General features: G+C 71.5%; 23 protein-coding genes, 2 tRNA genes and 1 other RNA gene. 18 read left to right on the forward strand and 8 right to left on the reverse strand.

What is annotated here, in order from left to right; genetic code table 11:
- Nucleotides 1-215: 215 nt before the first annotated feature.
- From EDD90_RS28840 to EDD90_RS28850, 3 genes are read right to left on the reverse strand one after another with little or no spacing between them, the layout of a single operon-like run.
- Nucleotides 216-617, reverse strand: coding sequence for a hypothetical protein (locus EDD90_RS28840; RefSeq protein WP_185149633.1), 402 nt, complete (start codon nucleotides 615-617; stop codon nucleotides 216-218).
- Nucleotides 617-1,045 carry an ATP-binding protein gene (locus tag EDD90_RS28845; RefSeq protein ID WP_123975875.1) on the reverse strand — a complete coding sequence of 143 codons (429 nt, stop codon included), beginning with the start codon at nucleotides 1,043-1,045 and terminating at the stop codon, nucleotides 617-619. The genes EDD90_RS28840 and EDD90_RS28845 overlap by 1 nt, the downstream gene beginning before the upstream one ends.
- 46 nt (nucleotides 1,046-1,091) lie before the next feature.
- Nucleotides 1,092-1,499 (reverse strand): NUDIX hydrolase, encoded by a 408-nt coding sequence (locus EDD90_RS28850; protein ID WP_123981762.1) that lies wholly within the window; start codon nucleotides 1,497-1,499, stop codon nucleotides 1,092-1,094.
- A 107-nt stretch (nucleotides 1,500-1,606) separates the two neighbouring features.
- On the opposite strand from EDD90_RS28850, the gene EDD90_RS28855 reads away from it, so the two are divergent.
- From EDD90_RS28855 to EDD90_RS28905, 11 genes are all read left to right on the forward strand, one after another.
- Entirely contained in the window at nucleotides 1,607-2,398 is a 792-nt protein-coding gene (locus EDD90_RS28855; RefSeq protein WP_123975876.1) for a GntR family transcriptional regulator, read from the forward strand.
- Between the two features lie 165 nt (nucleotides 2,399-2,563).
- Nucleotides 2,564-2,920: a hypothetical protein gene (locus tag EDD90_RS28860; RefSeq protein WP_123975877.1), complete on the forward strand. Its 357-nt coding sequence runs from the start codon at nucleotides 2,564-2,566 to the stop codon at nucleotides 2,918-2,920.
- Complete coding sequence (locus tag EDD90_RS28865; protein WP_123975878.1) at nucleotides 2,920-4,299, forward strand: FtsK/SpoIIIE domain-containing protein; 1,380 nt, start codon at nucleotides 2,920-2,922, stop codon at nucleotides 4,297-4,299. The genes EDD90_RS28860 and EDD90_RS28865 overlap by 1 nt, the downstream gene beginning before the upstream one ends.
- 88 nt (nucleotides 4,300-4,387) lie before the next feature.
- Nucleotides 4,388-5,020 (forward strand): DUF2637 domain-containing protein, encoded by a 633-nt coding sequence (locus tag EDD90_RS28870; RefSeq protein ID WP_260328139.1) that lies wholly within the window; start codon nucleotides 4,388-4,390, stop codon nucleotides 5,018-5,020.
- A gap of 12 nt (nucleotides 5,021-5,032) precedes the next feature.
- Entirely contained in the window at nucleotides 5,033-5,221 is a 189-nt protein-coding gene (locus tag EDD90_RS28875) for a hypothetical protein (RefSeq protein ID WP_123975880.1), read from the forward strand.
- Nucleotides 5,218-5,409, forward strand: coding sequence for a mobile element transfer protein (locus EDD90_RS28880; protein ID WP_123975881.1), 192 nt, complete (start codon nucleotides 5,218-5,220; stop codon nucleotides 5,407-5,409). The genes EDD90_RS28875 and EDD90_RS28880 overlap by 4 nt, the downstream gene beginning before the upstream one ends.
- A gap of 16 nt (nucleotides 5,410-5,425) precedes the next feature.
- Nucleotides 5,426-5,620, forward strand: a complete 195-nt coding sequence (locus EDD90_RS28885; protein ID WP_123975882.1) for a hypothetical protein — start codon at nucleotides 5,426-5,428, stop codon at nucleotides 5,618-5,620.
- 25 nt (nucleotides 5,621-5,645) lie between these two features.
- Complete coding sequence (locus EDD90_RS28890) at nucleotides 5,646-5,894, forward strand: SpdD protein (protein ID WP_123981764.1); 249 nt, start codon at nucleotides 5,646-5,648, stop codon at nucleotides 5,892-5,894.
- Between the two features lie 140 nt (nucleotides 5,895-6,034).
- Nucleotides 6,035-7,336 carry a replication initiator gene (locus EDD90_RS28895; protein WP_123975883.1) on the forward strand — a complete coding sequence of 434 codons (1,302 nt, stop codon included), beginning with the start codon at nucleotides 6,035-6,037 and terminating at the stop codon, nucleotides 7,334-7,336.
- Nucleotides 7,329-7,559 (forward strand): excisionase family DNA-binding protein, encoded by a 231-nt coding sequence (locus EDD90_RS28900; RefSeq protein ID WP_123975884.1) that lies wholly within the window; start codon nucleotides 7,329-7,331, stop codon nucleotides 7,557-7,559. The genes EDD90_RS28895 and EDD90_RS28900 overlap by 8 nt, the downstream gene beginning before the upstream one ends.
- Nucleotides 7,560-7,569: 10 nt before the next feature.
- The gene (locus tag EDD90_RS28905) at nucleotides 7,570-8,808 is read left to right on the forward strand and encodes a tyrosine-type recombinase/integrase (RefSeq protein ID WP_123975885.1); all 1,239 of its coding nucleotides are present in this window, start codon (nucleotides 7,570-7,572) and stop codon (nucleotides 8,806-8,808) included.
- 79 nt (nucleotides 8,809-8,887) lie between these two features.
- On the opposite strand, the gene EDD90_RS28910 is transcribed toward EDD90_RS28905, so the two are convergent.
- A tRNA-Ser gene (locus EDD90_RS28910) sits at nucleotides 8,888-8,975 on the reverse strand.
- A 72-nt stretch (nucleotides 8,976-9,047) separates the two neighbouring features.
- Here EDD90_RS28910 and ffs point away from each other — a divergent pair.
- The 7 genes from ffs (at nucleotide 9,048) to EDD90_RS28940 (ending at nucleotide 18,143) form a co-directional block, all read left to right on the forward strand.
- Nucleotides 9,048-9,146: signal recognition particle sRNA small type (gene ffs / locus EDD90_RS28915), an RNA gene on the forward strand.
- A 45-nt stretch (nucleotides 9,147-9,191) separates the two neighbouring features.
- A complete protein-coding gene (locus tag EDD90_RS28920; RefSeq protein ID WP_260328140.1) occupies nucleotides 9,192-11,021 on the forward strand; it encodes a DNA polymerase III subunit gamma and tau in 1,830 nt (609 codons plus the stop codon).
- Nucleotides 11,003-11,431: a DNA polymerase III subunit gamma/tau gene (locus tag EDD90_RS57645; protein WP_260328141.1), complete on the forward strand. Its 429-nt coding sequence runs from the start codon at nucleotides 11,003-11,005 to the stop codon at nucleotides 11,429-11,431. The genes EDD90_RS28920 and EDD90_RS57645 overlap by 19 nt, the downstream gene beginning before the upstream one ends.
- A gap of 346 nt (nucleotides 11,432-11,777) precedes the next feature.
- On the forward strand, nucleotides 11,778-13,031 hold the full coding sequence (gene purD, locus EDD90_RS28925; RefSeq protein ID WP_123975886.1) for a phosphoribosylamine--glycine ligase: 1,254 nt from the start codon (nucleotides 11,778-11,780) through the stop codon (nucleotides 13,029-13,031).
- Between the two features lie 286 nt (nucleotides 13,032-13,317).
- Nucleotides 13,318-15,426, forward strand: coding sequence for a hypothetical protein (locus EDD90_RS28930; RefSeq protein WP_260328142.1), 2,109 nt, complete (start codon nucleotides 13,318-13,320; stop codon nucleotides 15,424-15,426).
- 250 nt (nucleotides 15,427-15,676) lie between these two features.
- A complete protein-coding gene (locus tag EDD90_RS28935; RefSeq protein ID WP_123975887.1) occupies nucleotides 15,677-17,173 on the forward strand; it encodes a N,N-dimethylformamidase beta subunit family domain-containing protein in 1,497 nt (498 codons plus the stop codon).
- Between the two features lie 70 nt (nucleotides 17,174-17,243).
- Entirely contained in the window at nucleotides 17,244-18,143 is a 900-nt protein-coding gene (locus EDD90_RS28940; protein WP_123975888.1) for a phosphoribosylaminoimidazolesuccinocarboxamide synthase, read from the forward strand.
- A gap of 112 nt (nucleotides 18,144-18,255) precedes the next feature.
- On the opposite strand, the gene EDD90_RS28945 is transcribed toward EDD90_RS28940, so the two are convergent.
- The 4 genes from EDD90_RS28945 to EDD90_RS28960 all read right to left on the reverse strand — a co-directional run bounded on the left by EDD90_RS28945 (nucleotide 18,256) and on the right by EDD90_RS28960 (nucleotide 21,042).
- Nucleotides 18,256-18,331, reverse strand: a tRNA-Gly gene (locus EDD90_RS28945).
- A 22-nt stretch (nucleotides 18,332-18,353) separates the two neighbouring features.
- On the reverse strand, nucleotides 18,354-18,968 hold the full coding sequence (locus tag EDD90_RS28950) for a response regulator transcription factor (RefSeq protein ID WP_123975889.1): 615 nt from the start codon (nucleotides 18,966-18,968) through the stop codon (nucleotides 18,354-18,356).
- Nucleotides 18,965-20,227, reverse strand: a complete 1,263-nt coding sequence (locus EDD90_RS28955) for a sensor histidine kinase (protein WP_123975890.1) — start codon at nucleotides 20,225-20,227, stop codon at nucleotides 18,965-18,967. The genes EDD90_RS28950 and EDD90_RS28955 overlap by 4 nt, the downstream gene beginning before the upstream one ends.
- 20 nt (nucleotides 20,228-20,247) lie before the next feature.
- Nucleotides 20,248-21,042, reverse strand: a complete 795-nt coding sequence (locus tag EDD90_RS28960; RefSeq protein ID WP_260328143.1) for an ABC transporter permease — start codon at nucleotides 21,040-21,042, stop codon at nucleotides 20,248-20,250.
- Nucleotides 21,043-21,110 lie beyond the last annotated feature (68 nt).

Consider the following 21,110-nt stretch of genomic DNA (forward strand, 5'->3'; position numbering starts at 1 on the left):
GGCTCGCGCCAAAGTGGCTCCGTAAAGCCGCGGAGCCGACCGCCCCAGCCACGACGTACCCCTTCTCTGACATCAGGCGATTGATTGCTCAGAGCGCGGCACGGGCGCCGGCCGGGCTGGAGCGGGACGGAGGCAGGAGCGCAGGCCCGGCCGGGGGCCGGGCCGCGCGCGGTGAGCGGAGCGAGCCGCCTTGAACCTGTAAAGAAGGTTGTAACTCAGTCGGGTGTGTGGGGCGCCTGAGGTGCTGTGTGTGGTTTGAAGTCCTGTGTGCAGGCTGGGAGTTCGCTGCCTTGGCGGTGTGCCAGCGGCAGGAAGATCACGGGCCGGATCGTCCATGTGATGCGGGTGCTGGCCTGGGTGACTGTCACCGTGCAGGGCTCGGCTCGCAGGAGGGCTTTCCTCGTCTCTATGCGGCCGTCGTAAAGCCACTCCCACACTTCCTGAGACGCGTCGGGGTCGAGCGCCGGTGAGATCGTGCGGAGTGCGATGGCAACCCATCTGTCTGCCTGGGGCGCGGAGTAGGCGTCGAAGGATGCCCGGAGCGCCGGCCACGCCGCCCCGTCGGTGATGTCCTCGGTCCAGCACTCGCACCAGTAGCCCCGCTGCGGTTTGTCCATCAGCACGGGTGACCTCCGGTGCGGGGGCCTGCGAACAGCTCGGCGGTGACCGTGTGGCCGCTGTCGCTTTCGTGGACGACGACGCGATGAGCGATCGCGCTGACCATGCCCAGGCCTCGGCCGTGCTCGGCCTCCTGGTCCTGGCGCTTGATCTTCGGTGCTGTGTCGGCGGCTCCGTCGTCCGTGACCGAAAGAGCAATCACCTGCGCTGACACCGCGAGAGCCAGATGGAAGCTGCCCGCCTCCTGGCCGCTGGCCGTGTGGAGGATCGCGTTCGCGCTCAGCTCGCTCACGATCAGTTCGGCGTCTTCGGCTAAAGGGGAGCCGCGCAGGATGTCGCGGGTCCAGCGGCGGGCCCGGCTGACCTCTTCCGGGAAACCTGGGCAACTGAGCCCCCAGACCCGGACTGTACTCGTATACTCGTGCATACAAGTTCCTTCGTGCTGATAGGCCGCCATGTGCAGCGGGTTCGGGCTAGACGAGTTTCACGCCGTCATGGGCGCGGATCGCCGGTGGAGACACCGCGTCCATCGCGTCCAGGACGCGGATGGCGTATGCCTCGTCGGCAAGCTCGGAGACTTCTTCACGGGTGGCCCAGCGCAGGGCGCGGGTCTCGTCGCCAGTCGTGGGCGTGCCGTCGGCGGCCTCACAGCGGAAGACCAGGGAGACGATCAGGCCCGTCATGTTCTTGTAGACGCCGGTCAACGTCGCCGGAAGGGCGATCTTGATGCCGGTCTCTTCAAGGACTTCGCGTTGCAGGGCCTCAGGGATGGTCTCCTCGCGTTCGAGGACACCACCCGGCGGCTCCCACTTGCCGTTGTCACGGCGCTGGATCAGGAGGGCCCGGCCGCAGGCGTCTATGACGACCCCGGCGACGCTCACGGAGTGCGGGCGTTCTGTGCTCACGTTCCTCGGCCCTCTCGGCTGACTAGGCTCTCCACCGTAGCAACAACACTCGCCCACTCGTCTAGATACCTAAAGGAGTACAAGTGAGCCCTGCTCTTCCTTCGGGCCTCCTCGGAGATCTCGACCCCACGAGCGATCGTGCGGTCTTCCGGCAGATCGCCGACCAGCTGCGCGAAGCCATCGACCGTGGGCGGTTCAGAGAGGGCGAGAAGCTGCCCTCAGAGGCTGAGCTTGTCGAGCACTACGGGGTGTCCCGGATGACGGTCCGGAACTCCTTCTCCATCCTCCAGGGGGAAGGACTCGTCCATGCCGGGCACGGCAAGGGTGTGTTCGTCCGGCCCCGGCCTCCCGTGCGGCGGCTCGCCTCCGACCGGTTCGCCCGGCGGCACCGGGAGCAGGGGAAGTCCGCGTTCATCGTGGAGGCGGATGCGGCCGGCAGTCACCCCCAGGTCGACAGCCTTGAGGTCAAGGAAGAGAAGGCCAGTCAGGACATCTCGACCCGGCTCGGGTCCGTGCGGCGCGTGCTCGCCCGGCGACGCCGGTACCTCCTCGACGGCCGGCCGGTCGAGTTCGCCACCTCCTACCTCCCCCTCGACATCGCCCGCGGTACCCAAATCGCCGAACCCAACCCCGGTCCCGGCGGCATCTACGCCCGACTCGAAGAGCTGGGGCATCGTCTCGATCACTTCGAGGAAGAGATCCGCGCCCGGATGCCCTCGCCCGACGAGGTGAAGACGCTCCGGCTGGCCTCCGGCGTGCCGGTCATTCACCTGATCCGGACCGCCTTCGACACCGAGGGGCGGCCCGTAGAGGTCTGCGACACGGTCATGGCGGCGGACGCCTACGTGCTGTCGTACCAGCTCCCGGCGACCTGATCGTCATGTTTTGCGGTGGTGCGCGGGCACGCTTCCCTGAACTCGTACACCCCAACACGCATACTCGTATAGACGAGTGGGCAAGTTGTGTGGTGATCGTCGTGAGCCCGGGAGATCGGGTTCACGGATCGCTACACGTATAGACGAGTAGATAGGAAGTGTGCTGTGCGCACCATCCGTGTTGAGACCTCCGCCGCCACGATCCTCCTCACCGAGGCTCCTGAGCCCAAGGTCCGCGACCGTCAGACCGGCGAGATCGCCAAGGACGCCGTGAGCGGTGAGGCACTGATGACCATCGGCGTCGTCTACATCGAGGACGGGGAGTCCTCGCTGATCAAGGTCACCGTGCCGGAGGGCGGTGTCTCTGAGGGATTGAACCTCGGTGCGCCGGTCTCGCTCCCTGGCCTCGTCGCCCGGCCGTGGGAGTCCGTGTTCAACGGCCAGCAGCGTCACGGCATCGCCTACCGGGCCGCCGCCGTCACTCCGGCCGCGTTCCCGGCCTCCATGGGGGCCACCGCCTGATGACCGACCTGACAACGCTCCTGGAGGTGGGTGGTCCTGTCGCCGCACTCAGCGGCGGGGCTGCCTACGCCCGGGCCAAGCACCCGGCGGTCTACTGGTCCGCAGTCGGCGGCCCGATATCCACGGTCCGCCTGCTCAGCTCGTACGGCTCCGTCATGGAAGCCTGCGGCCTGACCGTCGCGCCCTCCCGGCTGCGGGTCCTCGCCGTCAAAGCCACCACACGGCGGGAAGTCCGGCCAGTCCCACCCCGCCGGGGCATCCTCCGTCCCACCTCGACCGGGCTGCGGCTTCGCCTCCGGCTCGCTCCAGGGCAGGAACCCGCCGACGTCGCCGCCTCGGCCGAACGTCTCCGGCACGCCTGGGGAGTCCACGCCGTCTACGTCACCACCGTAAAGCCCGGTGTCGTCGAACTGCGGCTTGTCGGATACGACGTCCTGCGTCGCGTCCGGATGCCCCGCAAGACCGGCGGCGGCTTCCTGAAGGTTCCGGTGGCGCTGCGCGAGGACGCCATGCCCTTCGTCCGCGACTACCGCACCGTTCCCCACCAACTCACCCTCGGCGCCACCCTGTCCGGCAAGTCCATGTACCTGCGCCACCTCATCTCCGGACTCGCCCGGCAGGACGGCGTCGCGCTCGTCGGAATCGACTGCAAACGGGGCGTCGAACTGGCGCCCTTCGCCACCCGCCTCTCCGCCCTCGCCACCGACCCCGACGAAGCCGCCGAACTGCTGCCCGTCCTGGTCAAGGAAATGGAGGACCGCTACGACCTGATCAAGAATCGGCAGGGCGTCGCACCCGGCATCCCGGACGAGGAGATCACCTCCGACATCTGGGGCCTGCCGGAGAGCGAACGCCCCGTGCCCATCGTTCTGTTCGTCGACGAGGTGGCCGAACTCTTCCTCACCGCCACCCGCAAGGACGAGGAACGCCGCGACGAGATGGTCACCCAGCTCATCCGTCTCGCCCAACTCGGCCGCGCCGCCGGCATCTACCTCGAAGTCTGCGGCCAACGCTTCGGTGCCGAACTCGGCAAGGGCGCCACCATGCTCCGAGCCCAGCTCACCGGCCGCGTCTGCCACCGCGTCAACGACGAAGCCTCCGCCAAGATGGCCCTCGGCGACATCGCCCCTGAGGCCGTCTACGCCGCCTGCTCGATCGCCCCGGAGACACCCGGACTCGCCGTCGCGGGCGACACCTCCGGCGGCTGGTCCCGCATCCGCACCCCCTATCTCTCCCTCGCCGACGCTGCCGCTATCTGCCAGGACTCGGCCGACCTGATCCCCGACGTCCCCGCCCTCAAGCCCTTCCGGCCCGCCGTGCCGGTGCACCCGGTCGAGCCGCCGCCCCCGGTCGTCCGGCCGCGTCCGGTGACCGACTGACCGTCGTCCCTTCCTCGCATCGGTCGGCGTGACCGCCTCGCGCCACGTCCCTACCCCTCCCATGCCCGAAACCGAAAGGAGCCGGACCGTGCGCGTCCACCTCGGCAGTGTCGACGCGGTGTTGGTCCAGGCGCTCATCGCTGCCGCGCTGTCCTTCGCCCACCTCCACGACGTAGCCATGGCGGCCGGACAGGACGGGTGGAAAGCCTGGGCTTACCCGATCAGCGTCGACCTGCTGCTCGTCGCCGCATGGCGTCGACTCCGCTCCGGTACGACCAAAGCGGCGGCCTGGTGCTGGTTCGTCATCGCCCTCGTAGCATCCCTCGGCGCGAACATCGCCACCGCCGGCCTCCTCGATCTGAACGACGTCCCGGCATGGCTGCGGATCCTCGTGGCCGGTTGGCCCGCCGTCGCCTTCCTCGGCGGCACCCTTCTCGCCCACTCGGCACCGAAAGCGGATACCGACGAGATCGACGCTGACGTCATCGAGGACCAGGGGCACGAGCCCGAAGCCACCCCCGCACCGCATGTCCAACCCACCATCGAGGCGCTGCCGGAACGCCCGCCCGTCCCAGTCCCGGCCGCCCTGGTCGACCACGCCCGAAAGGTCGCCGCCGAACACCACACCCGTACCGGCACCCCGATCGACACCCCGACCCTCCGCGCCCGCCTCGGCGTCCCGGCACTCATGGCCGAAGCCATCGCCGCCCAACTCGCCTGAACAGGAGGAACCATGCCGCTCTGCTTCGACACAGTCGCCGACTACCTCGAAGCGGCCCGCGAGATGGCCGACACCGGGCGCCCGAAGCTGGCCCGGCTCCTCGCCGAAGAGGCCGCAGATCGCACGTCGGACCCTGCCAAAGCCTCCCGGATCCTGAACGAATTCACCGGCTCCAGCCTGCGACAGGAGGACTCACCGTGACCGCCAACCGCCGCTTCCGTAACGTCACCCGCATCGGCCCCGTCCAGGTCGGCACCGCCTACGACGACCGGGGCCGCGAGAAGCACACCGCCGCCTGCACCGCCCCGCGCTGCGGCTTCTCCGCCGACTACGACAGCCGCGCCGCCGCGGAACTCGCCGCACGCACCCACCGCTGCCCCGTCCGCTGAAGGGACCCCGAACACCGTGACCGTCAGTCTGCCGCTGGTCGTCGTACTCGGCTTCTTCGCCTGGGGCGCCGTCAGGTTCCTGGGCGTCCGTGCCTGGGTCGTCGTCCTGGTCGCCCTCTTCGGCTTCTGGCTCTCCCACACCTTCCTGGCCCCCGCCATCGAGACCGGTACGCGCTCCGGCGTGGACGTCATAAACGGCTCACATGCCTAGACGAGTAGATAAGGAGAACCTGGCCGTGTTCCTGCCCAAGTACCCCGACAGCCCCACCCCGCCGCCTGCGCACACCCACACCCCGACCGACCCGGCCCCCGTCCGGCGCTCCGCGCTCCCGGCCGTCTCCGTCAGTACCGGCGCCGTAGTCGCCGTGCTCACGGGTGGCGTGGTCCTCACCGCGCTCCTGGCCGCCGTCGCCGTGTCGGCCATCTCGGTGGCCATCGCCGCCGTGGTCCTGCGCTCCCTGCTGCGCGAGCACAACCGGCGCTGATCCACACCGACCCCTGGGGCGGCCACGACACCGCCAAGCATCCGGCCGCCCCAGGGCCCATCGCTCCTGACCGTTCCAGCCAGAAGGAGACAGCCATCTTCACCCGCACCACCCCGCCCCCGCTCCCGGAACTCGCCAGGCTGGCCCAGCACGGCACCCTGCCGGGCATCCTCCAACAGCTCTCCGGCATCGGCGGCTGCACCAACCCGATCCGACTCGACGGCCACCGCACCGAGTACGACGTCGACCCCACGACGGGCGAGATCGGCCGTGTGCTCCAGCACCTCGACTCGTCGGCGCTCCCGGCCGGCCAACTCCTCGTCCGCTGCAACAACCGGCGCACTACCCGCTGCGCGGCCTGCGCGGAGGTCTACCGCCGTGACACCTTCCAGCTGATCACCGCCGGACTCCGGGGCGGCAAGGGCACCCCGGAACGGGTCGCCGCTCACCCCCGCGTCTTCGCCACCTTCACCGCCCCCGGCTTCGGCCCGGTCCACAACCGCCGTACCGACGGGCGCGCCTGCCGCTGCGGCATCCACCACGACCAGGACGACGACGCCCTCGGCACTCCGCTCGACCCGGACACCTACGACTACGAAGCGGCCGTTCTGTGGAATGCCCACGCAGGTGCGCTCTGGAGGCGCTTCTCGATCTACCTCCGCCGGGAGGTCGCCAAGCGCGCGGGCTTGTCGCAGCGCCGGTTCCGCGACCACGCCCGCGTTTCCTTCGCCAAGGTCGCCGAGTACCAGAAGCGCGGCGCCGTCCACTTCCACGCCGTCATCCGCATCGACGGCCCCGGCGGCGGTGACACCCCACCCCCGGCCTGGGCCACCTCCGGGCTGCTCACCGACGCCATTGAGACGGCTGCGACCAAGGTCCGTGTCGACGGCCCGACCCTCGACGGCCACACCCACACCTTCACCTTCGGCCGCCAACTCGACGTCCGCACCATCCGATCCGCCGACTTCAACGACGGCCAGGAACTCACCGAAAGGGCCGTCGCCGCTTACATCGCCAAGTACGCCACCAAGGGCGCCGAGACAGCCACGGGCGCCCTCGACCGGCCGCTGAAGTTCGCCGCCGAACTCGCCCAGCTCGACATCAGCGACCACGCCCGCCGCCTCATCCGAACCGCCTGGACCCTCGGCGCACGCAAGGACCTCGAACACCTCCGCCTCCGTGCCTGGGCCCACATGCTCGGCTTCCGCGGCCACTTCTCCACGAAGTCCCGGCGCTACTCGACAACCCTGGGCGCCCTCCGTGACGCCCGCGCCGAATGGCGCCGAGCACATACAGCAGCAGCCACCAACCCCCAGCCGGACACGACATACGTCCTCGCCCACTGGGTCTTCGCCGGCACCGGCCTCAGCGCCGCCGAGACCTGGCTTGCCGCATCCCTCGAACCCGCCCCCGGAACGGAAGGAGAACCCACCCATGGCTGACCTCAGGGCCGCCGTCGTTCCAGACCCCGATGACCCGAACCTGGTCCTCCTGACGGTCGAGGAGGCGGCACGGCGGCTCCGTATCGGCCGTACGACGTGCTTCCGCCTCGTCCTTACGGGAGAGATCGAGTCGGTCACGGTCGGGCGGCTCCGCCGGGTCCCCGCCGACGCCGTACCCGCCTACGTGGCCAAGCTCCGCCACCGACCCGCCCACGCGGCCTGAGAGGGACGACATGGCAGAGCAGAAGCGCACCCGCCAGCCCAACGGGGCCTCGACCATCTACCTCGGCAAGGACGGCAAATGGCACGGTCGGGTGACGGTCGGCGTCCGTGACGACGGCAGGCCCGACCGCCGCCACATCGAGCGCAAGACCAAGGCTGAGGTGACCAGGGCGGTCCGCGAGATGGAGCGGGCCCGTGACGACAAGAAGCTCAGGAAGCCGGGGCAGAGCTGGACGCTCCAGGCCTGGCTTGAGCACTGGGTCGAGAACATCGCCAAGCCGTACGTCTCGGAGAACACGTACGACGGGTACGAGGTCGACGTACGCGTTCACCTCGTGCCCGGACTGGGCGCTCACAAGCTCGACCGCCTGGAGCCGGAGCACCTGGAGCGCTTCTACCGGAAGATGCAGGCGGCTGGAAGCTCCGCCGGCACCGCCCACCACGCGCACCGGACGATCCGGGTCGCCCTCGGTGAAGCCGTACGGCGCGGGCACGTCGCCACGAACGCGGCCGAGATCGCCAAGGCTCCCCGCCTGGAAGAGGAGGACATCGAGCCGTACACGATCGAGGAGGTTCAGAGCCTGCTCGTCGAGGCGGCCAAGCTCCGCAACAGTGCGCGCTGGGTCGTCGCCCTGGCGCTCGGTCTCCGCCAAGGGGAAGCGCTCGGGCTCCATTGGGAAGACGTCGACCTCGCCGCGGGGTACGTCCGTATTCGCAAGAACCGGCTCCGCCCGAAGTACGCGCACGGCTGTGGCCCCAATCCGTGCGGCCGGAAGGCGGGCTACTGCCCCAAGCGGGAGCAGACGCGCCGCGAGCACAAGTCCACCAAGTCCCGCGCGGGCCGGCGCACCATCGGCCTGCCCGATCCGCTGATCAAGATTCTCCGCCAGCACCAGGAAGCCCAGGAGCGGGAGCGGGTCGCGGCCGGTGCCGACTGGGAGGGCAAGGGGTACGTCTTCGCCTCGCCGGTCGGCGGACCGCTGAGCCCCAACACCGACTTCCATGTCTGGAAGAAACTCCTCCGGGACGCTGGCGTACGAGACGGCCGTCTCCATGACGCTCGCCACACCGCAGCGACCGTCCTCCTGATCCTCGGCGTCCCGGACGTCGTGATCGACTCCATCATGGGTTGGGAGCCCGGGGGAGCGGCCCGGATGCGCGCCCGGTACATGCACGTGACCGGGACCATGCTCCGAAAGGTCGCGCAGCAGGTCGGCGATGCGCTCTGGGAGCTCCCGAAAACGAACTGAGACGGAAACTGAGACGGACAACGTCGAAGGGCCCCACCACGAATGGTGGGGCCCTTCGACATCGTGCCCGGTGAGGCACTGGCGGAGGATACGAGATTCGAACTCGTGAGGGGTTGCCCCCAACACGCTTTCCAAGCGTGCGCCCTAGGCCTCTAGGCGAATCCTCCGGTGGGAACATTACATGACCGAGAGGAGTGCTCGCGAACTCGTTCCTACCCGCTGACGTCGGGTACTCTGTGCAGAGCCCCTCACGCGGCGCTATCTGACTGAACTCCCCCAGGGCCGGAAGGCAGCAAGGGTAGGTTGGCTCTGGCGGGTGCGTGGGGGGCGCTTGCGTTTGCGGGCGGGGCTGGTTGTCAGTGGGCGCCTATAACCTCGTATGTGTGTCGTCTCTCGCGCTGTACCGCCGCTATCGCCCGGAGTCGTTCGCCGAGGTCATCGGGCAGGAGCATGTCACCGACCCGCTGCAGCAGGCGCTGCGGAACAACCGGGTCAATCACGCGTACCTGTTCAGCGGGCCGCGCGGGTGCGGCAAGACGACCAGCGCGCGGATCCTGGCCCGGTGCCTGAACTGCGAGCAGGGGCCCACGCCGACCCCCTGCGGGGAGTGCCAGTCCTGCCGTGACCTGGCCAGGAACGGCCCGGGATCCATCGACGTCATCGAGATCGACGCGGCCTCTCACGGTGGTGTGGACGACGCCCGTGAGCTGCGCGAGAAGGCCTTCTTCGGGCCCGCCGGCAGTCGCTACAAGATCTACATCATCGACGAGGCCCACATGGTCACGTCGGCCGGCTTCAACGCCCTGCTCAAGGTCGTCGAGGAGCCTCCGGAGCATCTGAAGTTCATCTTCGCCACCACTGAGCCCGAGAAGGTCATCGGGACCATCCGGTCGCGGACCCATCACTACCCGTTCCGGCTGGTGCCGCCCGGCACGCTGCGGGACTACCTCGGCGAGGTCTGCGGCAAGGAGCAGATCCCGGTCGAGGACGGGGTGCTGCCGCTCGTCGTGCGGGCCGGAGCCGGGTCCGTGCGTGACTCCATGTCCGTCATGGACCAGCTGCTCGCCGGCGCGGGGGCGGAGGGTGTGACGTACGCCATGGCCACCTCGCTGCTCGGGTACACGGACGGGTCGCTGCTCGACTCCGTCGTGGAGGCCTTCGCGACCGGGGACGGCGCCGCCGCCTTCGAGGTCGTGGACCGCATCATCGAGGGGGGCAACGATCCGCGTCGCTTCGTCGCCGACCTGCTGGAGCGGCTGCGCGATCTCGTGATCCTCGCCGCCGTTCCGGACGCCGCGGAGAAGGGGCTGTTCGACGCCCCGGCCGACGTTCTGGAACGGATGCAGGTTCAGGCCGGCACTTTCGGCGCCGCCGAGCTCAGCCGCGCCGCCGACCTCGTCAACCAGGGCCTCACCGAGATGCGCGGCGCCACCTCCCCGCGGCTCCAGCTGGAGCTGATCTGCGCCCGCGTGCTGCTGCCGGCCGCCTACGGCGACGAACGGTCCGTGATGGCCCGCCTCGACCGGCTGGAGCGGGGCGTCAACCTCTCGGGCGGCGGCGGTGCGCCCACGATGGGGTACGTCCCCGGTCCCGAGGCCCACATGGCACCTCCGGTTCCCGAGGGCGGCGGCCCGGCGGCGGCCCGGGCGGCCGTACGGGGGGAGCGGCGCCCGCGCCTGCGCCCGCACCGGCCCCTCAGGCTCCGGCCCCTCAGGCTCCGGCTGCTCAGGCTCCGGCCCCTCAGGCTCCGGCACCCATGCCCGCCCCTCAGTCGCCGGCTCCGGCTCCCGCGCCCACCCCTGCCCCTGCGGCCCCGACGCCTGCCACCGCGCCCGGCGCCTGGCCGACGGCGGCCTCCGCGGGTGGCGGTGCCCGCCGGCCCGGCGGCTGGCCCACGGCCACGGGTGCGCCGGCGGCCCAGCCCCACCAGGCCCCTGCACCTGCCCCCACCCCCGCCCAGGCCCAGGCCCCGGTCCCGGCCGCGCCCGCCCCGGTCGGCGCCGCCCCCGCCGGTGGTCCCGACCCCCGCGTCCTCTGGCCGAACATCCTGGAAGCGGTCAAGAACCGCCGCCGGTTCACCTGGATCCTGCTCAGCCAGAACGCCCAGGTCGCCGGTTTCGATGGCACCACCCTCCAACTCGGCTTCGTCAACGCCGGCGCCCGCGACAACTTCGCGAGCAGCGGCAGCGAGGACGTGCTGCGCCAGGCGCTGACCGAGCAGTTCGGCGTGCAGTGGAAGATCGAGGCGGTCGTCGACCCGACGGGCGGCGGCGGCTCGGCCCCGGCCACCGGCGGGTACGGCGGAGGTCAGCCCGGCGGCTACGGCGGTGCGCCCGCGGCGTCCGGGTCCGGCTACGGCGGTTCCGCCCCGGCGGCCCCGGCCCGCCCCGCGGCGCCCCAGCCCGCGCCGACACCGGCCGCTCCGGCCCGGGGCCCGGCGCCGACGACGGCCCCGGCCTCTGTGGCGCCCCCGCCCGCGGCCCCGGAGCCGCCGCCGGTGGCCCCCGAGGACGACATCCCCGAGGAGGACGACCCCGACCTGGACGAGTCGGCCCTCTCCGGGCACGAGCTGATCGTGAAGGAGCTGGGGGCGACGGTGGTGGAGGAGATCCAGAACGAGTGAGGCGTGGCGAGCGCCGACGGTTCGGAGGACGACGGATCGGAGGGCGGGGGCTCGGGGCGTCGGGCGGCTGCGGGCCGGTGGGGGTTGCTCGCGCAGTTCCTCGCGCCCCTGGGTTTTTCGACGCGTCCGGGGCTGGAGAGCGATGGCGCCGGCCGCACGAATCACCTTTTCCGGCGATGGACGGCGACGCCGCCCCGACACTCGAATCAGCCCGTCCGGCGTTTGAGGACGAGGCCGTTCAGGCCGGAGGGGGCTGGGGGTGCAGCCCCTCGGGGAGAACGGTCGGCCCGGGTCGGCCACCCCTTGGAGGAACCTCCAGTAGGCCCACCCGGCTACGCTGGCCCCCGTGAAGGTCCTCGTCATCGGCAGCGGCGCCCGCGAACACGCCCTGTGCCGCTCTCTGTCCCTCGATTCCGACGTCACCGCGCTGTACTGCGCCCCCGGCAACGCCGGCATCGCCGAGGTGGCCGAGCTGCACCAGGTCGATGCCCTGGACGGGCGGGCCGTGGCCTCGCTCGCCGTGGAACTCGGCGCCGACCTCGTCGTCGTCGGCCCGGAGGCCCCGCTCGTCGCCGGGGTCTCCGACGCCGTGCGCGCCGCCGGCATCCCGGTCTTCGGCCCCTCCGGGGAGGCCGCGCAGATCGAAGGGTCCAAGGCGTTCGCCAAGGATGTGATGGCGGGGGCCGGAGTGCCCACCGCCCGCTCGTACGTTTGCACAAACGCCGAGGAGGTCGCCGAGGCTCTCGACGCCTTCGGGGCGCCGTACGTCGTCAAGGACGACGGGCTCGCCGCCGGCAAGGGTGTCGTCGTCACCGACGACCTCGACGCCGCCAAGGCGCACGCCGCCGGTTGCGAGCGCGTCGTCATCGAGGAGTTCCTCGACGGCCCCGAGGTCTCCCTCTTCGCGATCACCGACGGCGAGACGGTCCTCCCGCTCCAGCCCGCCCAGGACTTCAAGCGCGCCCTGGACGGCGACGGGGGGCCGAACACCGGCGGCATGGGGGCGTACTCCCCGCTGCCCTGGGCCGACCCCAAGCTCGTCGACGAGGTCCTGGAGACCGTTCTCCAGCCGACCGTCGACGAGATGCGGCGCCGCGGCACCCCGTTCTCCGGTCTCCTCTACGCCGGCCTCGCGATCACCTCGCGCGGCGTCCGGGTCATCGAGTTCAACGCCCGTTTCGGCGACCCCGAGACCCAGGTCGTCCTGGCCCGTCTGAAGACCCCGCTGGCCGGTGTCCTGCTCGCCGCCGCGAACGGCACACTCGACAACCTGCCCCCGCTGCGCTGGCGCGACGACGCCGCGGTCACCGTGGTCGTCGCCTCCCACAACTACCCCGACACCCCGCGCACCGGCGACCCCATCACCGGCCTCGACGCGGTGGCCGCCGAGGACGCCCCGCACGCCTACGTCCTGCACGCGGGGACGAAGCGGGCCGGGGACGCGGTCGTCAGCGCCGGTGGCCGTGTTCTTTCCGTCACGGCGACCGGCAAGGATCTGACCCAGGCCCGTGAGCGGGCGTACACGGCCGTGCGGCGGATCGGTCTGGACGGCTCCCAGCACCGTACGGACATCGCCGCGAAGGCGGCGGCCGAGGCCTGAGCGCCGACAGAAACCTTTTCATCAGCCTTTCTTCCTGATCAGGCCCCGGACCCGAAATCCGGGGCCTGATCATTGCTGTCTGTCGATCACCTCTGACCAAGGCCATTCCATCGAGTGACCGATGCCCCATCCGGCTGACGGGGGCCGGGGCCCCAACTAGGGTGCGGCGCAAGCGTTCCGGCACTTGGCCCACCGGCATTGCGATGTCAGTTGTGGGTGCCACAGTGGGGGAGTGAGCAACAGCCAGGACAGCGCCAGGACAGCAGGGAGGGGGTGACGTCCGGACGTGACCAGTACCGGTATCGGTGCGGAGGCGGGAGCGCAGGCAGCGCGGACCCGGGCTCTCGCCGTACTGCGCATCCGCGGCCGGGCCCTGGCCGTGGCGCTGCTGCCCGCGGCGGCCCTGGTGATCCTGCTGACCGGCGGCTCCACCGGTCACTTCGTCGGCCGTGGCTGGGACACGGCCCGCTGGACGGTCGGCGTCCTCGCCGTGATCGTGCTGCTGGCCGCCGCCGGTATCGCCGTGGTGGTGGCCCGCGCCCGGCCGGCCGTCAGTCCGACGGTCCCGATTCCGGAGGAGTCCGCCCCCGACCTGTACCGGATGGTGCGCGACCTCGCCGACCGCCTCGATGTGCCGGCGCCCTCCGCCATAGCGCTCACGCCGGACTGCGACAGCTGGCTGGAGGACCGCACCCACCCGGCCCACGGCCCGCCCGCGCCCAAGGGCCACGACGAGCTCGCCGGCCCGCATCCCCACCGGCGTGCCCCGGCCGCGCCCGTCCTCGTCATCGGCTCCCCCTTCCTGTGGTGGATGCGCGTCGGTGAGCTCCGTGCGGTCCTCGCCCCGGTCGTCGCCGGTACGGGACCCTCGGCGCACCCGGACATAGCGGCCGCCCGCCGTTTCGTCCGCGGCCTCGACGCCGCGGTGGCCGTCGCCGCGGTGCCCGCCCGCTGTCCGGGGACCCGCCTGGTGTGCGCGGGCCTCGGCTGGGTGGCCCGGCTGCTGCTGCGCGGCTGCCGGGAGCACGCGGCCCTGATGGAGCGCGGGGTCGCCGCCGCGGCCGCCGAGCGTGCACAGGCTGTGGACTACGGGCTGCGGATCGTCGCGCAGGAACAGGTCGGCCTGGCGTACGCGGGCTGGGACCGCCTGCTGACCCGGGTCGCGGTGCCCGCCTGGCGGATGGGCCGCTGGCCGTCCCGGCTGGACGCGGGCGTCGTCGCGGCGCTCACCGAGCTGTCCCGGCGCGACCGGCTCGCCGAGGGCTTCGCCTCCCGGCTGGGCGAGCGGCCCGCCTGCGACCTCCTGGAGGAGCCGGGGCTGGTGGACGAGGCCGCCTCGCTGCTCGCCGCCCGTCTCTTCCACGGGGGCCCCGCAGAGCCGGGACCGGACTGGTTGCCGGTGGACTGGCAGGAGTATCCGGACGAGGTCGTCGACCGCACCTGGCGCACCGACGCGGCCCGTCTGCACCGCGTCCTGGACTCCCTCGGCGTCCGCGCCACCCTCGACCCCTTCGCCCCCGACCCGGGCGGCCCCACCCTGGCCCGCGTCCTGGACCACCTGACCGACCCGACGGCCAAGACCACCCGCAGGGACCACCCCTACGACGGGACCGGGCACGAGGGGATCGGACATGCGGGAGCCGGGCACGCGCGTGAGGGAACCGGGTGTGCCGAGGACGCCGACGCCTACACGACCGAGCACGACACGACCGAGCACGACACGACCGAGCACGACACGACCGAGCACGACACGACCGAGCACGACGAGGCCGGGCACACGACAGCCGGGCACGCCGAGGACACCAACGCCCACCCGGCCGGGCACGCCGAGTCCGGGCACGACAAGGACCCCGACGCCCACCCGGCCGGGCACGCCGAGTCCGGGCACGGATACGACGACGCCCCCGGCGTCTACGACACCCGGCGGAGCGCCGTGTACGACGAGGAGACGGAGGAGGCGACCGGCACCGAGCGCAGCGCCGCCCTCGCGGCCTGCCTCACCGCCGCCATCGCCCGCGAGGAAGCCGCCATAGCCGCGACAGCCGCCACCGGCGGCCCCCTCCCCGGCTCGCCCGCCCCCGCGGGACAGGGCCCCGACAGCGCCCTCTGGGACGACGGCTCGCTGCCTCTTTTCCCGCTCCAGCCCCCGCGCACCGCCCGTGAGCTCCTCGCCGACCACGTCAAGGCGATGGTGTGCTGCGCGGCCGTGGACACCGCCGGTGCCGCCCCCGGCCTGGACTGGCTCGACGGCCCGTCCCTGCTGGTCGACGGCGAGCGGACCGCCGACCTGACGCCCAGAGTCCTCAGCCTCATCGAGGAGGGAGACCCGGCCCCGCTGCGGGCCTGGCTGGTCGAGTCCGGCATACGCCCCGAGAAGCCGGTACGGCTGGTCTGACCTCGGCGTTTCGACGCTTTAGCGGAGCAAAGTGTTCCACTTAAGGCAAATTCGCAACGAACCGTGACCGGACGCGTGCGTTATGTGATGTGCTGGGACCGTTCGTAGGTGTGGCAAGCGCATCCGACATACGACAAGCGCCACAGTCAGGGCACGGAGCGGGCTCGCGCACCCACGGACAGCCGTATCAACCGAACGCCCATCGACTCGTATCAGCACACCTCACGGGGCACGAGGGAGGGGAGCCACCATGGCATCGGACCACATCCGCCGCTGGGAGTCGGGAGCACTCGCGCACGCCGTCACGGACCCCTTCGGCCTGGGGCCTGTCCCCTGGCTGCGCGGCAGCGAGACCTATTTCGACGACACCGGTCATGTCGTCCCCTGGTACGTGGACCCGAGCAGGCCGCAGCCGACGGGCGAGAACCCGCGGATCCCGGCGCCCCGCAGCGCCGTCGGCGGCCCCCGCTCGGCGGACGACGTGCACCGGCAGATCAAAGGATTCACCTCGACCGGCGCGGTCGCGCCCGGCGACGCCGTCGACTTCCACATCACGGTCGACCCGCCGCAGGAGTTCAGCGTCGACATCTACCGCATCGGCCACTACGGCGGCGACGGCGCCGCCAAGATCAGCACCAGTCCCCGGCTGTCCGGCATCGTCCAGCCCCCGCCGCTGGCCGCCGACCGCACGGTCTCCTGCCACCACTGGTGGCTGTCCTGGCGGCTGCAGGTCCCGTCGTACTGGAGCATCGGAGCGTATGTCGCCGTGCTCACCACGGCGGACGGCTACCGCTCCCACGTGCCCTTCACGATCCGCGACAACCACCCCGCCGACCTGCTGCTCCTCCTGCCGGACATCACCTGGCAGGCCTACAACCTCTACCCCGAGGACGGCCGCACCGGCGCCAGTCTCTACCACGCCTGGGACGAGCGGGGCCGGCTGCTCGGCGAGTCGGACGCGGCCACCACCGTCTCCTTCGACCGGCCGTACGCGGGCGCCGGCCTGCCCCTGCACGTCGGCCACGCCTACGACTTCATCCGCTGGGCCGAGCGCTACGGCTACGACCTGGCCTACGCCGACGCCCGCGACCTGCACGCCGGCCGTGTCGACCCCACCCGCTACCGGGGTCTGGTCTTCCCGGGCCACGACGAGTACTGGTCCCCGCAGATGCGCCGGACCGTCGAGCTGGCCCGGGACAGCGGCACGAGCCTGGTCTTCCTCTCCGCCAACACCATGTACTGGCAGGTGGAGTTGGGGCCCTCGCCGTCCGGGGTCCCGGACCGGCTGCTGACCTGCCGAAAACGCAGGGGCCCGGGAAAGCCCGTGCTCTGGCGCGAGATCGACCGGCCCGAACAGCAGACGGTCGGCATCCAGTACGCGGGCCGGGTGCCCGAGCCGTCCCCGCTGATCGTGCGCAACGCGGGGCACTGGCTCTGGGACGCCACGGGGGCCCACGAGGGCGACGAGCTGCCGGGCCTGGTGGCCGGCGAGGCCGACCGCTACTTCCCGCGCACCGCGCTCCCCGAGCACGAGGACCGCATCCTGCTCGCTCACTCCCCCTACACCGACAACGACGGCGTCCTGCGCCACCAGGAGACCTCCCTCTACCGCGCCCCCTCCGGCGCCCTGGTCTTCGCCTCCGGGACCTTCGCCTGGTCCCCGGCCCTGGACCGCCCCGGCCATATCGACTCCCGCGTCCAGCGCGCCACCGCCAACCTCCTGGACCGCATCTGCAAACACGACTGACCCGCTGTCCGTGCGCAACCCGGCATACGGGAGAATCGAGGGCACCTGTACAGAACCACGGGGAGGAACCGTGTCCGGATTCGTCGAAAAGCCCGAGCCCGTGGAGGTCCCGGGTCTGGTGCATCTGCACACCGGCAAGGTGCGCGAGCTGTACCAGAACGCGGCCGGGGACCTCGTGATGGTCGCCAGCGACCGCATGTCCGCGTACGACTGGGTGCTGCCGACCGAGATCCCCGACAAGGGCCGGGTGCTCACCCAGCTCTCCCTGTGGTGGTTCGACAAGCTCGCCGACCTGGTCCCCAACCACGTCATCAGCACCGAGCTGCCCGAGGGCGCCCCCGCCGACTGGGCGGGCCGCACCCTGATCTGCAAGTCCCTGAAGATGCTCCCGGTGGAGTGCGTGGCCCGCGGCTACCTCACCGGCTCGGGCCTCGTCGAGTACCAGGAGTCCCGTACGGTCTGTGGGCTCGCCCTCCCCGAGGGCCTGGTCGACGGCTCCGAGCTGCCCGCCCCGATCTTCACCCCGGCCACCAAGGCCGAGGTCGGCGAGCACGACGAGAACGTGTCCTACGAGGAGGTCGCCCGCCAGGTCGGCGCCGAGACGGCCGCCCAGCTGCGCCAGGCCACCCTCGCGGTGTACGGCCGGGCGCGGGACATCGCCCGGGACCGGGGGATCATCCTGGCGGACACGAAGTTCGAGTTCGGCTTCGAGAACGACACCCTCGTCCTCGCCGACGAGGTCCTCACCCCGGACTCCTCCCGGTTCTGGCCGGCCGACGAGTGGCAGCCGGGCCGCGCCCAGCCGTCGTTCGACAAGCAGTACGTCCGCGACTGGCTGACCTCGGCCGAGTCCGGCTGGGACCGGAAGAGCGAGCAGCCCCCGCCGCCGCTGCCGGAGCCGGTGGTCGAGGCGACCCGGGCGAAGTACATCGAGGCGTACGAGCACCTGACGGGCAGCACCTGGTCGTAGCGGAGGTCATCCCGGGCCCCCGGGCCCGGGCTCCACGATCCTCCGGAGCCCTCCGGAGGATCGTGGAGCCCGGAAACGCCGAAGGCCCCCGGAGAACCGGGGGCCTTCGTTCTGGAGCGGACGACGAGGCTCGAACTCGCGACCTCAACCTTGGCAAGGTTGCGCTCTACCAACTGAGCTACGTCCGCATGCGCCGTGGCGCGAGAGCAACTATACCCAACCTCGCTCCCGTGCGAGACGCACTGCCGTATGCCGGTTCTCCGCACCGAGCTTGGTGACGGCCGAGGAGAGGTAGTTCCGCACGGTCCCCGGCGACAGTGCGGCCCGCTCGGCGATCTCCGCGACCGGCGCGCCGTCGGCCGCCAGCTCCAGCACCTCGGCCTCCCGCGCGGTCAGCGGCGAGTCCCCGGCGGAGATCGCGTCGGCGGCCAACTCCGGGTCGATGTAGCGGTTTCCGGCGTGCACGGTCCGGATGATCTCGGCGAGCCGCTGCGCACTGACCGTCTTCGGGACGAACCCCCGCACACCTGCCGCGAGCGCCCGCTTCAGATGCCCTGGCCGCCCGTGACCGGTCACGATCAGGACCCGGCAGGAGGGCAGTTCGGCCCGCAGCGATGTGGCGACCTTCACACCGTCGGCCCCCGGCATCTGAAGATCCAGTACTGCGACATCGGGGTGATGGGCCTGTGCCATGGCCAGCGCCTCCGGCCCGCTCGCCGCCTCCGCGACGACGACCAGATCGTCCTCCAGGCCGAGCAGCGCCGCCAGCGCACCCCGGATCAGATGCTCGTCGTCGGCGAGCAACAGCCGTACCGGAGACGTCATGAAGTGACTCCACTCACATTCGTATCAGCCGTCGTGCTGGTATCTGCCGCCGTACCGGCGGACAGCGGCACCGAGGCCACCACCCGGAACCCGTCCGTCCCCACCGGCCCGGCCTCCAGCGTCCCGTCCACCCCTGCCAGCCGCTCGCGCAGTCCGGCGAGCCCGGACCCACCGCCCCCGCCACTCCCGGACGCAACAGCCCCGTCGTTCTCCACCGTCAGCACCACGCACCCCTCCCGCACCCGCAGCCCCACCGCACACCGCCCCGCGTCCCCGTGCCGCAGTACGTTCGTGGCCGCCTCGCGCACCACCCACCCGAGCGCCGACTGCACCTCGGCGGGCAGCCCGTCGGCGTCGCCCGTCACCTCGCAGGAGATCCCCGCCGCCGCCAACACTCCCTTCGCACCGATGAGTTCGGCCCCCAGGTCGGCGTCCCGGTACCCCCGTACGACATCCCGGACCTCCCGTTGCGACTCCTGTGCGATCCGCTGCACCTCGATCATCTGCTCGACGGCCTCGGGCCGTTCGCGCCGGGCCAGCTGGACCGCCAGTTCGCTCTTGAGGGCGATGACGGCGAGGTTCCGGCCGAGCACGTCGTGCAGATCGCGCCCGAACCGCAGCCGTTCCTCCGCGACGGCGAGCCGGGCGCGGGTCTCACGGGCCTCGTCGAGTTCGTAGACGGCGTTCAGCAGCCAGACGGAGAAGACCGAGGTGGCGGCGAGGAAGCTGCCGGAGAAGAACACCACAAACGCCGTGACCACTGCTTCAGGCCCAGGAACGCCCAGCGGCAAGGACATCACGGCCGCCCCGCACGCGAAGCCCGTGGTCTGCGCCACCACGCGCCGCCGGTTGCGTACGCCGAGCGCCATGGTGCCGGCCCCGAAGGCCAACATCATGGCGAAGACGGTCCCCGTCGCGTTCTCCGTGTCGTCGCCCGCGCTGCCGTGCTTGCGCAGGACCAGAGCCACGACGGCGAAGACGCAGGTCGCCGCGCCCAGCACCCACAGCAGCCGCACCGGTTGTGCCCGCCGGCCCCGCGTCCAGTCCAGTGCCCGGGAGGCCGTCAGCCCGCAGAGCAGCGCGTGGACGACGACCATCGCCATCAGCCAGCCCGCGACCCCCGGCCCGGCCTGTGCGAACACCGGCAGCCCGATCGCCGCGATCTCGATCACCGCGAAGAAGTGGAACGACCACCGTGTGTACGTCTCGACCTTGGCGGGCGTGGTCTTCCCCCGCCACCAGCCGGCTGCCCCGCTCATCCCGGTCCCGCCCCTCGTCCTCAGCGCCGGGGTTCCCAGCGGAACCACCGCCGTACAGCAAACACCGCGACCACGGTCCAGGCCAGCGCGGTGGCCACCGCGACCAGTGCCTGGTACGCGCTCAGCTCGCCGGTCCAGCCCGCGCGGACCAGCCGGATCGCCGGGGAGAGCGGGAGGAGTTCGCAGACCGCGGCGGCCCGGTGGGGCAGGACGTCCGTGGGGACGGCGATGCCGGAGCCCACCATGGAGACGAAGACCAGCGGCAGCGCGGTGACCTGGGCGCTCTCGGCGGTCCGGGTGAAGGCCGAGGTGAATGCGGCGAGCGCGGCGCTGAGCACCAGACCGAGCAGGAGCCCGAGCACGGTGAGGTACGGGGCCTTGGGCGCGCCCGCGTCGAGCAGTACCGCGCAGCCGACGGCCAGCAGCAGCGCCTGCGCCAGGCCGAGACAGACGGCGGGCAGCGCGGTGCCGGTCAGGATCTCCACGTCCTCCGGTTCGCCGGTGCGCAGCCGTTTGAGGACGAGTTCCTCCCGGCGGGCCACATAGGCGCTCACCAGGGACGTGTACACGGCGAAGAGGAAGGAGTAGCCGATCGCGGCGGTCAGCATCAGCGGGCCGACGCTCAGCCCCATCCCCTTGAGGTCGATCTGGTCGATCGCGGGCCGCACGGTGAACGGCAGCGCGAGCGGCACGAGCAGCGCGGTGAGCACGGCGCCGCGATTACGGCCCAGCAGCATGAGCTCCGCCCGCGCCAGCGCCCGCAGCCGCCGCCGCGAAGGAACGAGGACTCGCGCACCCCCGCCGCGCCCTCCCACGAACAGACGCCTCCCGAGACTGCTACCGGTCCCAGCGCCGGCCCCGACCCCGGCCTCGATGTGATCCA

Source organism: Streptomyces sp. Ag109_O5-1 (assembly GCF_003814875.1).
Classification (GTDB): Bacteria; Actinomycetota; Actinomycetes; order Streptomycetales; family Streptomycetaceae; genus Streptomyces; species Streptomyces sasae.

Bases quoted from the DNA above. Each gene is read 5' to 3' on its own strand.
- EDD90_RS28840 (WP_185149633.1), bottom strand. From the start codon at position 617: ATGGACAAACCGCAGCGGGGCTACTGGTGCGAGTGCTGGACCGAGGAC.
- EDD90_RS28845 (WP_123975875.1), bottom strand. From the start codon at position 1,045: ATGCACGAGTATACGAGTACAGTCCGGGTCTGGGGGCTCAGTTGCCCA.
- EDD90_RS28865 (WP_123975878.1), top strand. From the start codon at position 2,920: ATGACCGACCTGACAACGCTCCTGGAGGTGGGTGGTCCTGTCGCCGCA.
- EDD90_RS28875 (WP_123975880.1), top strand. From the start codon at position 5,033: ATGCCGCTCTGCTTCGACACAGTCGCCGACTACCTCGAAGCGGCCCGC.
- EDD90_RS28900 (WP_123975884.1), top strand. From the start codon at position 7,329: ATGGCTGACCTCAGGGCCGCCGTCGTTCCAGACCCCGATGACCCGAAC.
- EDD90_RS28905 (WP_123975885.1), top strand. From the start codon at position 7,570: ATGGCAGAGCAGAAGCGCACCCGCCAGCCCAACGGGGCCTCGACCATC.
- EDD90_RS28935 (WP_123975887.1), top strand. From the start codon at position 15,677: ATGGCATCGGACCACATCCGCCGCTGGGAGTCGGGAGCACTCGCGCAC.
- EDD90_RS28950 (WP_123975889.1), bottom strand. From the start codon at position 18,968: ATGACGTCTCCGGTACGGCTGTTGCTCGCCGACGACGAGCATCTGATC.
- EDD90_RS28955 (WP_123975890.1), bottom strand. From the start codon at position 20,227: ATGAGCGGGGCAGCCGGCTGGTGGCGGGGGAAGACCACGCCCGCCAAG.